The 12055-nt window shown below is 71.5% G+C and carries 12 protein-coding genes; 5 read left to right on the forward strand and 7 right to left on the reverse strand.

Features of this window, described 5'->3' with window-relative positions; all coding sequences use genetic code 11:
- Window positions 1-22 precede the first annotated feature (22 nt).
- Complete coding sequence (locus NS184_RS06735) at window positions 23-1273, forward strand: nicotinate phosphoribosyltransferase (RefSeq protein ID WP_058725373.1); 1251 nt, start codon at window positions 23-25, stop codon at window positions 1271-1273.
- Between the two features lie 24 nt (window positions 1274-1297).
- Here NS184_RS06735 and NS184_RS06740 read toward each other — a convergent pair whose 3' ends face one another.
- From NS184_RS06740 to NS184_RS06750, 3 genes are all read right to left on the reverse strand, one after another.
- Window positions 1298-1558, reverse strand: coding sequence for a DUF3039 domain-containing protein (locus tag NS184_RS06740; protein WP_022904204.1), 261 nt, complete (start codon window positions 1556-1558; stop codon window positions 1298-1300).
- A gap of 251 nt (window positions 1559-1809) precedes the next feature.
- Window positions 1810-3381, reverse strand: coding sequence for a hypothetical protein (locus tag NS184_RS06745; protein WP_058725362.1), 1572 nt, complete (start codon window positions 3379-3381; stop codon window positions 1810-1812).
- The gene (locus NS184_RS06750) at window positions 3357-4676 is read right to left on the reverse strand and encodes an ABC transporter ATP-binding protein (protein ID WP_242862982.1); all 1320 of its coding nucleotides are present in this window, start codon (window positions 4674-4676) and stop codon (window positions 3357-3359) included. Before NS184_RS06750 ends, NS184_RS06745 begins: the two co-directional genes overlap by 25 nt.
- Window positions 4677-4999: 323 nt before the next feature.
- Here NS184_RS06750 and NS184_RS06755 point away from each other — a divergent pair, with 323 nt between their 5' ends.
- From NS184_RS06755 to NS184_RS06770, 4 genes are all read left to right on the forward strand, one after another.
- Entirely contained in the window at window positions 5000-5695 is a 696-nt protein-coding gene (locus tag NS184_RS06755) for an NTP transferase domain-containing protein (protein WP_058725363.1), read from the forward strand.
- Window positions 5696-5781: 86 nt separating this feature from the next.
- Entirely contained in the window at window positions 5782-6561 is a 780-nt protein-coding gene (locus NS184_RS06760; protein WP_058725364.1) for an ABC transporter permease, read from the forward strand.
- On the forward strand, window positions 6561-7331 hold the full coding sequence (locus NS184_RS06765) for an ABC transporter ATP-binding protein (RefSeq protein ID WP_058725365.1): 771 nt from the start codon (window positions 6561-6563) through the stop codon (window positions 7329-7331). Before NS184_RS06760 ends, NS184_RS06765 begins: the two co-directional genes overlap by 1 nt.
- 114 nt (window positions 7332-7445) lie before the next feature.
- Complete coding sequence (locus tag NS184_RS06770) at window positions 7446-7748, forward strand: hypothetical protein (protein ID WP_058725366.1); 303 nt, start codon at window positions 7446-7448, stop codon at window positions 7746-7748.
- A 32-nt stretch (window positions 7749-7780) separates the two neighbouring features.
- On the opposite strand, the gene NS184_RS06775 is transcribed toward NS184_RS06770, so the two are convergent.
- Genes NS184_RS06775 through NS184_RS06790 form a run of 4 tightly spaced genes read right to left on the reverse strand, consistent with a single transcriptional unit; the run spans window position 7781 to window position 11794 of the window.
- Window positions 7781-9013: a CDP-glycerol glycerophosphotransferase family protein gene (locus NS184_RS06775; protein ID WP_058725367.1), complete on the reverse strand. Its 1233-nt coding sequence runs from the start codon at window positions 9011-9013 to the stop codon at window positions 7781-7783.
- Between the two features lie 8 nt (window positions 9014-9021).
- Window positions 9022-9930 carry a glycosyltransferase family 2 protein gene (locus tag NS184_RS06780; protein WP_193750417.1) on the reverse strand — a complete coding sequence of 303 codons (909 nt, stop codon included), beginning with the start codon at window positions 9928-9930 and terminating at the stop codon, window positions 9022-9024.
- Complete coding sequence (locus NS184_RS06785) at window positions 9927-10745, reverse strand: CDP-alcohol phosphatidyltransferase family protein (RefSeq protein WP_058725375.1); 819 nt, start codon at window positions 10743-10745, stop codon at window positions 9927-9929. Before NS184_RS06785 ends, NS184_RS06780 begins: the two co-directional genes overlap by 4 nt.
- Before the next feature lie 5 nt (window positions 10746-10750).
- Window positions 10751-11794: a glycosyltransferase family 2 protein gene (locus NS184_RS06790; protein ID WP_058725369.1), complete on the reverse strand. Its 1044-nt coding sequence runs from the start codon at window positions 11792-11794 to the stop codon at window positions 10751-10753.
- Window positions 11795-12055 lie beyond the last annotated feature (261 nt).

Genomic DNA, 12055 nt, shown 5'->3' on the forward strand with positions numbered 1-12055 from the left:
CACGGACCAGTACGAACTCACCATGGTGGACGCCGCACTGAAGGACGGCACCGCCGACCGCCGGTGCGTCTTCGAGGTGTTCACCCGCCGCCTGCCCGACGGTCGCCGCTACGGTGTCGCGGCCGGCCTCGGCCGGTTCCTCACCGCGCTCGGCGACTTCCGCTTCGGCGACGAGGAGATCGGGTTCCTCCGCGACCGCGGCGTCATCGACGAGGGCACGGCGCGGTGGCTCGCCGACTACCGCTTCAGCGGCAGCATCCGTGCGTACCGCGAGGGCGAGGTGTTCTTCCCGAACTCGCCCGTGCTCCAGATCGAGGGCACCTTCGCCGAGGCCGTCGTCCTCGAGACCCTGGCGCTGAGCATCTTCAACGCCGACTCCGCGGTCGCGTCGGCGGCCGCGCGCATGGTGTCCGCGGCGGACCACCGGCCGCTCGCCGAGATGGGGTCCCGTCGCACGGGTGAGTGGAACGCGGTCGCCGCCGCCCGCGCCGCGTACATCGCCGGGTTCGGTGCGACGAGCAACCTCGAGGCCGGGCGCACGTGGGGCATCCCGACGATGGGGACCGCCGCGCATGCGTTCACCCTGCTCCACGACTCGGAGGAGGCGGCGTTCCGGTCGCAGCTCGACGCCCTCGGCGACGGAACGACCCTGCTCGTCGACACCTACGACATCGAGGCCGCGGTCGAGACCGCCGTCCGGCTCACCGACGGGAAGCTCGGCGCCGTGCGCATCGACTCCGGCGACCTGCCGTCCGTCGTGGCCGCGGTCCGGGCACAGCTCGACCGACTCGGCGCGACCGGGACGAAGATCACGGTGACGAACGACCTCGACGAGTACACGATCGCGGCGCTCCGGGCTGCCCCGGTGGACTCCTACGGCGTCGGCACGTCGGTGGTCTCGGGCTCCGGGCACCCTGCCGCGGGCATGGTGTTCAAGCTCGTCGCGCACCGTGACGCCGCGGACGACGCCTGGGTGCCGGTGGCGAAGAAGTCCGCCGACAAGGCGTCGACCGGTGGCCGCAAGGAAGCCGGCCGGCGACTCCGCAACGGCATCGCGACCGCGGAGGTCGTGCTCACCCAGGGCGCGGTCGGCCCGGACGAGCGACCGCTGCTCGTCCCGGTCGTGACGAACGGCGAGGTCGACCCGGTGTTCCTCGGCAGCCAGGGCGTCGAGGCCGCGCGGAGGCACCACAGGATGGCGAAGGCCGAGCTGCCCGCCGACGCGTCGCGCATCGGTCGGGGCGACCCGGCCGTCCCCACGCTGGTCATCTGACCGGCGTCCACGTCCTGCGGAGGACTACTCCGCCTTCATACGCTCGTAGATCTTCTTGCAGTCCGGGCAGACCGGGAACTTCTCCGGGTCACGACCGGGGATCCACTTCTTGCCGCAGAGAGCCTTGACGGGCTTGCCGCTGAGCGCCGACTCGAGGATCTTGTCCTTCTTCACGTAGTGCGAGAACCGCTCGTGATCGCCGGGCTCGATCCCCTCGTCCTCGAGGAGCTTCTCGAGCTCGCGGTCCATCACGTCGAGGCCGCCACCGGGTTCCGTCATGCTCATGCACCCAGGGTACGACGCGTCGCGCCCCGTCGCGAAGGGGGCCACGTGGCGATGCGGTCGCCACCCCGACGGCCGCCAGCGCGGGGCGACGGCGTCGGAGACGGCCGGGAGGCGCGGGGCGGGGCCGCCACGCGCCTCCCGGCCGTCACCTGGTCACCACGCGCCGGTGGCGACCCCGATGGTCACGCCGCGCGGTGGACCGGTCCCGCAGCCGGGCGACAGCACACCGTGCCGGCGCACCACCCGCCCGGTCAGTTGCGCTGCGCCGCCGCCAGGAGGTCCGGTCCGTGCCGGTCGAACGCACGGCCCCCGATCGCGACACCGGCGACGAGCACGACCACGCCGACGACCGCGCCGACGACCAGCGTCGTCGTGGCCCACGGGTCCGCGCCCTCGCGGAAGGCCAGGGCCGCGAGCCACACGGCCGGGATCGAGCAGACCACGGTGCCGATGACCATCACCGACTGCGCGACCGTCGCGGTCACGCCGGCGGCCTGGGGCTGCTGGAACGGGTGGTCGCCTGGACGCACCGTCGGGTAGGGCAGCAGGACGGAGACGATGCTCGACAGCCCGAGACCGGCCAGGAGCGCCGACGCACCGATCCCGATGAGCACGGGGAACGCCACCCAGTCGCCGAAGAGCCGCGCCGAGACCGCGGCGCCCGCGACGAGCGCCGGGATCCCGACCACGAGCACGGGGACGACCCGACCGAGCCGGTCGCTCCACCCCGGTGCGCCGGACGCGACGTGCAGCCAGACGGCGGTGTTGTCGTACGAGACGTCGTTGTGCGGCAGGAACCCGGCGATGAGCGCCATGAGGGGCAGCGGCACGAGCGCCGTCCACTGCCACGGCACACCGGCGACGCCGAGCGGGATGACCACGATCGGCACGAAGACGAGCACCAGGTAGGACGTCCGGTAGCGCGGGTCGCGTCCCCAGTAGGTCAGGGCGCGTGCGGCGACGGCGGCGACCGGTGTCGCGCCGAGCCGGTCGAACCAGCCCAGCCCGCGGTACCGACGGCTGCGTGTCCGGGACTCGACGGTCTCCAGGGCGTGGCCGACCTGCGCCCACCAGGCCCACGCGAGGAGGGCGACCGTGCCGAGAGCGACGAGCAGCTTCAGGAGCCCCGTGCCGACGGCACCGACCGCGACGTCCGCGGGGACCGCCCACGCCGCACCCCACGGGGTCCAGCCGGCGATGTTCGCGACCCGCTGTGTCTCGGCTCCGGCGGGGTCGATCCAGCCGCTGTCGACCAGGAGCGAGACCGTGGGGACGGCGAGGACCGCGATGACGAGGGCGACGAGCCAGCCGGCGTCGCGCGTGCGGTGTTGTCCGATCAGACGGGAGCCCGCCGTCGACGCGACCCGGACGAGCAGGGCGCACGTCGCGATCGCGAGGAGGCAGCCGACCACTCCGAGCACCGCCGTGCCGCCGCCGCGCATCCACGTGACGGACTGGCCGACGGCGACGATCGCCACCGCGACGACCGGCACGCCGACGAGTCCGGCGACGGACAACCCGATCGCGAGGTCCTTCCGGCCGATCCCGAACACGGCGAAGCGGCGCGGGTCGAACTGGTCGCCGTGGCCCGCGACGAGCGGGACGACCGTGAAGCCGAACGTGACGAGGGTGCCGACCGGGACCACGACCGCGCGTGCCGACTCCGGGTCGACCGTGCGCAGACCGGCGGCCACGACGGCGATCGCCACCGCGACGACGAGCCCGACGAGGCTCCCGAGGACGACCAGGACCGAGCGACGTGCACTCCCCCGGACGCCGCCCGCGAGCAGGTCGGCCCTCAGGCGGAGAAGCTGTGCAACCATTCCATGCTCTCTGCCACGACGCGGCCGCCCGCGAGTTCGACGAACTTGTCCTCGAGGCTCTTCCGCCCGCGGACCTGGGCCATCGTCCCGGAGGCGAGGACCTTGCCGCCGACGATGATGGCGACCGAGTCGCAGGTGCGCTGGACGAGTTCCATCGAGTGGCTGGAGAGCACGACCGTGCCGCCGCCCGCCGTGTAGCGACGCAGGATCTCCGTGATGGTCGCGGCGCTCACCGGGTCGACGGACTCGAACGGCTCGTCGAGTACGAGCACGCGCGGCGAGTGGATGAGCGTCGCGGCGAGTGCGATCTTCTTCGCCATGCCCACCGAGTAGTCCGCGACCTGACGGCCGAGTGCCTCACCGAGACCGAACGCCTCGCCGAGGTCAGCGCTGCGCTCCCGTGCCGTGACACCGTCGAGGCCCCGGAGCGTGGCCGAGTAGTAGAGGAGCTGTGCGCCGGTGAGGCGGTCGAACAGCCGGAGCCGGTCGGGCAGCACGCCGAGGCTGCGCTTGGCGGCGGTCGGGTCGGCCCAGACATCGTGGTCGAGCACGGTCACGGTGCCGGCGTCCGGTCGGAGCAGGCCGGTGACCATGGAGAGCGTGGTGGTCTTGCCGGCGCCGTTCGGACCGACGACGCCGAAGATCGAGCCCTGGCGGATCTCGAGGTCGACCGCGTCCACGGCGAGGGTCTGGCCGTAGCGCTTCACGAGGCCCTCGGCGCGGAGGACCACGGGCTGCTTCGGCGCGGCCGCCGCAGGGCGCTTGGCGGCGGCCCGGGGAGCGCGCTTCTTCGACGGCGCGGAGTCGCCCGGCGCGGCGTCGCTGGTCGGCGCGGCGCCGTCCGGCACGGCGTCGCTGCTCGTGCCGGCGCGCTGATCGGTGCTGTCCGGTGCACCGGCCGGGCGCTTGACCCGCCCCTTGGCGCCGCGGGAGCCCGAGGGCCGCTTCGACTTCTTCGTCGCCGAGGCAGCGGCCGCGGCTCCCGCAGCCGTCGTCCCGGAACCGGCGTCGTCGTCGCGCGTGTCGAGGGCGTCGTCGCGCGTGTCGAGGGCGTCGTCGCGCGTGTCGAGGGCGTCTCCACTCGTGTCCGGGGTCTCGCCTTCGACACGGCCCGTCGCTTCCGCGACCGTCAGCGCGTCGACACCGTGGGCCTCGATCGTGGTCGTGTCGTCGGTCATCTCGTCACCAGCGGGCGCGTCTCGCGCATCCCCGTCCCCCATGTCGCTCTCGGCCTCGGTCAGCCAGGCAGCGTCGGACGTCGCGTACACGTCCTCGTCGTCTGCTCCTGCGGCCATCGCCCCACCGTACCAACGGTGCGACGAGCGGTGGCGACCGTGACCGGACCGTCACCGACGTCCTCCGTGCGAGGGTCACGAATCGAGAACGAAGCGGCTCCGGGTGTACCCCTCCGATCCGGTCGTTCCGTATCATTCACCGGGACACGCCGAAGTGTTCACCACTTGGAAACCCGCTCGGGCCGCCCAACGTGATGCAACCCGCGCTGGGAGTCTGATCCGAGAAGCGCAGGGTTCACGGCGGAACCGGACCCTGCGGGAGCAGACTCGACCAGGCCCGCCCGTGCCCATCGGCGCGCGGGCGGACACCAGAAGGGACCAGCATGACCACGCAGATCGTCATCCTCGCCGCGGGGATGGGCAGCCGCCTCGGGCGCAGCCTGCCGAAGCCGCTGACGGAGCTCTCCGACGGCCGCACCATCATGCAGCAGCAGTTCGACAACATCCGCGCCGCGTTCGGCTCGAGCGCACGCGTGACGATCGTCGTCGGCTACAAGTCGGAGTACATCGTCGAGGCCTTCCCCCAGGCGAACTTCGTCTACAACGAGTCCTACGACTCCACGAACACCTCGAAGAGCCTCCTCCGTGCGCTCAAGGCCACCGGCAAGAGCGGCGTGCTCTGGATGAACGGCGACGTCGTCTTCGACCCGCGCGCGCTCGTCCGTGCCGCGGACATGATCGACGAGGACCGCTCGTTCGTCAGCGTGAACACCGACAAGGTCTCCGACGAAGAGGTCAAGTACACCGTCGACGCCGAGGGCTTCATCGAGAAGCTCTCGAAGCAGGTCGTCGGTGGTCTCGGCGAGGCCGTCGGGATCAACTACGTCTCCGCCGCTGACAAGCAGGCGCTCATCCGCCAGCTCGGCCGCGTGGACGACCAGGAGTACTTCGAGGGCGGCATCGAGGCGGCCATCGCCGAGGACGGGCTACGCTGGTCGCCGGTCGACATCTCGGACCTCTACGCGGTCGAGATCGACTTCGCCGAGGACCTCGAGCGCGCGAACGACCTGTTCGCCTGAACGACCCCCGTCCCCTCGGCGGTTCCGCCCGGAGGGAAACCGTGACCACAGCGAGTGCGCCGACCGTGCCCGCGGCTGCTGCCCCCATGGCCAGCCGCAGTGCCGGTCGGCGCTATCGTCATGCCCTCCGGCTGCTGACCGTCCGCGACCTCCGGGTCCGGTACTCGACGTCCGCGCTCGGCTACCTCTGGTCGATCCTCGACCCGCTCGTGATGTCGGCCATCTACTGGTTCGTCTTCACGCAGGTGTTCCACCGCGGCAAGGTGGGCGAGGAACCGTACATCGTCTTCCTGCTCTCGGCACTCCTGCCGTGGATGTGGTTCACCGGTGCGGTCTCCGACTCCACCCGGGCGTTCACGAGCGAGGCCAAGCTGATCCGCTCGACGACGATCCCGCGGAGCATCTGGGTGGCCCGGATCGACGCGTCCAAGGGCATCGAGTTCGTGCTGAGCCTGCCCGTCCTCGCGATCTTCGTGCTCGCGACCGGGGCGCACCTCCACTGGGAAGTGCTGCTGTACCCCCTCGCGATCGTGCTGCAGTGCGCGCTCATCTACGGACTCGGCCTCATCGTCGCGCCGCTCGTGGTGTTCTTCCGCGACCTCGAACGCGCGGTCAAGCTGATCCTGCGCTTCCTCTTCTACGCATCGCCGATCATCTACGGCACGTCGGCCCTCCCCGAGCGGTTCCGTGACCTGATGGCGCTGAACCCGCTCTCGGGGATCATCGGCATCTACCGCTCGGCGTTCTTCCCGAGCCAGCTCAACTGGCTCGAGGTGGCGTCGTCGACGGTCGTGACCGTGGTCGTCCTCGTCATCGGCACCGTCGTCTTCAAGCGGAGCGAGCACCGCGTCCTGAAGGAGCTCTGATGACCGCCACCGATCAGCCCCGGCGCAGCACCACCACGACGCCCGTGATCTCCGTCCGCGGCGCGGGGATCCGGTTCAAGCGGAACCGGCGGGCGAGCCGCAGCTTCAAGGACCTCTTCGCCGGGCGGAGCCGACGGAAGCGCGGCGACGAGTTCTGGGCGCTCCGGGACGTCACGTTCGACGTCCAGCCCGGGGAGGCCATCGGCGTCGTCGGTCGGAACGGCCAGGGCAAGTCCACCCTCCTCAAGCTCGTGGCGCAGGTCATGCTCCCCGACGAGGGGCGCATCCAGGTCGGCGCCGGTGTGGCACCGCTCATCGAGATCACCGGCGGGTTCGTCGGCGACCTCACCGTGCGGGACAACGTCTACCTGACGGCCGGTCTGCACGGCATGTCGCGAGCGGAGATCCGCGACGCTTTCGACGAGATCATCGAGTTCGCGGAGATCGGCGACTTCGTCGACACCCCGTACAAGCACCTGTCGAGCGGCATGAAGGTGCGGATCGCGTTCTCGGTCATCTCCCGTCTGGACGAGCCGGTGCTGCTCGTGGACGAGGTCCTCGCCGTCGGCGACAAGGGGTTCCGCGAGAAGTGCTACAAGCGGATCGACGAGCTCCTGGCCGGCGGGCGGACGCTGTTCTTCGTGTCCCACAACGACAAGGACCTGCGCCGGTTCTGCGACCGCGGGCTCTACCTCGACAAGGGACGGCTGCAGTTCGACGGCCCCATCGACGAGGCCCTCGCGCGCTACAGCGCCGACTCCGTGTCCTGAGCAGGACCGCTCACCCCTCCACAACGACCGGCGCCCCGGCCTCCTCCACAGCGCCGGTCGCACACGGACGTCCCAGCGGCGCCGACGTCGGTACCCTCACCTAGCGTTCGTGGCATGCACCCCAGCGCCACCGCGTACCGAGTCCCGTTCCACCTCGACCGCACGGATGCCCCGCGCCGGTACACCCTGACGAACACCGGCCCGGAGCCCGTCCACGGACTGACGCTCACCCACCTGGGGACGGGATACGCGCCACCCATGGCCGTCCGCCGGCTCGACCCTGGCCGGGCGCTGTCCATCGCCGTGTTCGGGGCCGCCGCGGACGACACCGGTGCTGTGGTGCTCCGGTGGCGACGCCCCGATCGCAGCGAGTACCTGTGGCAGGTCCCGCTCGTCGCCCACGCCGCCGGACGATGACGGGCTCCGACCACCCGACCCCGGCGGACGGGTCAGCGCCCGTCGTGTTCGGCTGCGACGACGCGCCACCGCTCGAGCAGCTGTTCCACGGCCGCGTGGAACCGAGCCGTGGCCGCCCCGGGCGTCGTGTCGCCGAAGTACCGCTCGACCCAGTGCCGGAGCCGCGCCAGCTCCTCGGCGTCGTTCGCAGCGGCGTCGATGCGTGCGACCACGTCCGACGTCTCCGACGCCTCCAACCAGTTCGCGTCTCCGAGGTACCCGCGTTCGTCGACGTCGGCGTCCGGGGACACCGGCCGCGTCACGATGAGCGGCTTCCCCACGGCGAGCCGGTCGTAGATCATCGCCGAGATGTCGGTGATGGCCACATCGGCACCAGCGAGCTGCCAGCCGAGTGTCGGTCCGTCGTCGTACACGTGGTGCGCCGACGGATCGGCGGCGTTCGCAGCCGAGATCGCCGCGATGATCCGTTCGTGTGCGGACCGGTACTCCGCGTCGAGCACGCCCGAGCGCGGGTGGGGCCGGTAGACGAGTCGGTGCGCCGGGGACGCGAGCACTCGCTCGGCGATCGTCGTGCCGTGGCTCGCGATCGACCCGTAGGCCGCGGCGGCGCGGTCCCCCTCCCACGTCGGGGCGTAGAGCACGACGGTGCGGTCGTCCGCCGGCCAGGGCACCGCGCCCGCGAAGTGGTCGGCCTGCGGGCGGCCGATCGCCGTCGTCCGTGCGTCGAGGTCGTAGTCCCACAGCGCGGCGGCCAACCGGTCACGAGCGGCGTCACCGGCGATCAGGGCGTGGTCGTACGCCTTGAACTGGTTCGTCGTCATGTACATCTTGTCGCTCTCGCCGTGGTTCACGAAGACGTGCCACATGCGCCCGTACCGCATCATCTGGAAGTTGCGGGCGTTCTGGTTGACGTAGAGGACGATCTTCGGGGACTGCTCGTCCACGAACCGTTCGAGGTCCACGACCTGCCGCGCGTACACGACCGGCACCGGCGACTCGTCGAGCAGGGCGAGCATGGCACCGGGGCTCCGCGAGACGATCGCCACCGGGTGCTGTGCGTGCAGTTCAGCGAGCGGGGCGTACCACTGGCGGACCTGGTACAGGTTGACCGGCCCGTCGGCGAAGTACACCGCGATCTCGACGGCCCCGGGTGCGAGCGGTGTCTCGGTCTGCAACCGCCGGGCCAGGGCGTTCCGGTTCTGCCGCGACTTCAGCAGACGCTGCACGAGCCGCACCGCGGTGCGCGCATCACTCAGGATCGACATGGGTCTCCTCAGATGATCGGGGGACGGCCGGCGAGTGTCATCCGCCCGATGGTCAACCACCCCATGGTCGCGGACGGACCGCAGTCCGCGGTCCAGCCTTCGCGGACGCCACCGAACCACGTCGACAGACGCCGGGGGTGCCGCCACCAGCGGGCGACCTGGACCGCGGCCCACGAGCCGACGTACAGCGGCCGCAGCACCGGCGGCAGGTTCCGCCGGGCGAGCCACACCCGGTTCCTGGCGTTCAGCCGGTAGTACTCACGGTGTCGCGCGGGGTCGATCGCGGGGTGGTGCGCGACGAGGTCCCCCGCGTACCAGGTCCGTCGGCCGGCGTCCCACACGCGCCAGGCGAGCTCGATGCCCTCGTGTGCGTAGAAGTACGGCGCGCCCCAGCCACCGACCGCACGGTAGACGTCCGTGGGCAGCACGACGGCGCCCTCCCACACGGAGAACACCACCGACGACTCCGACGGCGATCCCTTGCGGATGCGCGGGATCCAGCGCGTGGGGTTCGCGGCACCGGTCGGGTCGACGACGCGGGGCTGCACGAGGCCGAGCGACGGGTCGTGCTCGAACAGCGCGATCGCGTCGCGCAGGAAGGTCGGCGACGGCACCGAGGCGTCGTCGTCGAGGAAGAACAGGTAGTCGCCGTGGACGACCTCGGCTCCGGCGTTCCGCCCGGCAGGGATGCCGACGTTCTCGGGCAGGGCGAGGGCACGGACCCCCTCGGGCAGCCCGGTCGGCTCCCAGCCGTTGCCCACGCACACGACGTCGAGCTCGACGTCCTGCTGCGCGAGCACGCTCTCGAGGCCGCGCCGCAGGTCGTCGGGTCGGGTGCCCTGCGACAGGCTCACGACGGCGACGCGGGGTCGTTCCCGGTGCGGGACCGCGTGACGGCGCACGGTTCCTGGCGTCACGCGCGGACCCGCTTGGAGGCGATGATCGCGAGGAAGTGCCCGGCGGTCGCGAGGACCGCGAGCGGCAGCAGAGCCCCGACGAGGATCCGCGACGCCGTCGTGTCACCGATGACGAGTCCGAGGAGCGCGAAGACGAAGGCGAGGATGCTCAGCTCGACGGAGTGGTACAGCCGGTGGAACGGCAGGAAGCGCGCGGCCTTCCGGAGCGTCGCGAGCCGGCGGCCGGACGGGGCGGTCGAGGCGTCGCGGCGGTCGACGAGCTTCTCGAGTCCGGCGTTCGCCCGGGCGACGTGCACCATGTCGTTCAGTGCCTTGTTCAGGACGATCACGAGCCCGAGCGCGCAGCCGATCGTCGTCCACATCCAGTCCGCGCCGTGGATCGGCCACGTGGCCGCGCGGATGCCGAGGGCGATCGGGATGAGCCCCTCGGTCGTGTAGTGCCCGACCTTGTCGAGGAACACGCCGGCGGGCGAGTGGGTGCCGCGCCACCGAGCGACCTCGCCGTCGCTGCAGTCCACGAGCATCTGCAGCTGTCCGAGCACGAGTGCCAGCGCCGCGCCCCAGATCCCCGGGATCAGCAGGGCGGCGGCGACGCTCCACCCGACCAGGATCATCAGGCCGGTGACCTGGTTCGCACTCACCCGGGTCTTCAGCAGCACCCAGGTCAGGTAGGGCGAGACGTCCCGGAGGTACAGCGACGCGGTCCAGTGCTCGGCGTTCGCGCGCATCCTCACCGCGTCCGGCTGCGCGACCGCCCGGAGTTCGGCGATCGAGGTCGGCCGGGCGGCGCGTCCCCTGGTGGCGTCGTCGGTCATCCCGATCACCGTCCCGTGTGCGTCGTGAGGTCGGACGTCCTGGTCAGGAAGCCGATGATGAACCCGATCCCCCAGCCGACGTGGATGCACGGCAGGACGACGAGGAGCCAGAGGAGCGTCGCCGCCCCGGATCGCCGTGCCACGGCGACGGCGCCGACCACGACGAAGAGCAGGTACACGGCGGGCACCACGAACCCGAGCATCGCCCACGCCGCGCCGGTGCCGGTGGCCGCGCCGACGACACCGACGATCCCGGCGACGAGGCCGATCGCCATCGCCGCGACCATCGCCGGCGGCACGAAGTAGCGCAGGCCGTTGTTCGCGGGGAACCGGCGGGCGAGTTCACCCCGCCAGAGCCCGGTCGCGACGAACTGCCGCACGAGCCGCTTCAGACTCGGCCGCGGCCGGTACGTGACGACGAGCTCCGGCGTGAACCAGACCGTGCCGCCGGTCTGCCGCAGCCGTCGGTTGAGCTCCCAGTCCTGGCCACGCTTGATGCCCTCGTCGAAGAGCCCGACCTCGAACAGACGGTCACGCCGGAACACGCCGAGGTACGCGGTCTCGGCCGGTCCGGCCTGCCCGCCGACGTGGTGTGGCGTACCCCCGAGCCCGACCCGACTGCCGTACGCGAGTGCCACCGCCCGTTCGAACGGCGTCCGCCCCTCGGCGTGCATGATGCCGCCGACGTTGTCCGCCCCGGACTCCTGCAGCACGCGGACCGCGATGCGCGTGTAGTCCCGCGGCAGCACCGAGTGTGCGTCCACCCGGACCACGACGGGGTGCTCCGACGCCCGGATCGCGACGTTCAGCCCGGCGGGGGTCGACCCGACCGGGTTCTCGATCGCCCGGATCCGAGGATCGGCCGCGCTCATCTCCGCGACGAGTTCGTTCGTGCCGTCGATCGACGGCCCGAGCGCGAGGATGACCTCGAACGGTCCGGGGTAGTCCTGATCGAGCAGGCTCTGCACGGCAGCGCGGACCTCGGTGACCTCGTTGAGCACGGGCATCACGTACGAGACGCCCGGCAGGGGCTGTCCGTCTGGCTGCATGCGTCCCTCGGGGTGGTGGCTTGGTGCGCGGGGCGCACCGCGAGCGGTGCCGCCCCGCAGAGCGACCATGAGCCTATCAAGCCGGCTCCGCGACGACGGACTGGAGGCCCGGTGCCAGCTGGCACCGGGCCTCCAGTCAGTGGGTCGCGTCAGCTCTTGCTGTCGTACGTCCCGAGGGTCACGTCGGTCGTGTAGGACTTCCCGCCACGGAGGTAGGTGATCTCGGTCTTCGTGCCGCCCGCGAAGAAGCGCACCACCGCG

Origin of the sequence: Curtobacterium luteum (assembly GCF_001475545.1) — a bacterium.
Classification (GTDB): Bacteria; Actinomycetota; Actinomycetes; order Actinomycetales; family Microbacteriaceae; genus Curtobacterium; species Curtobacterium luteum_A.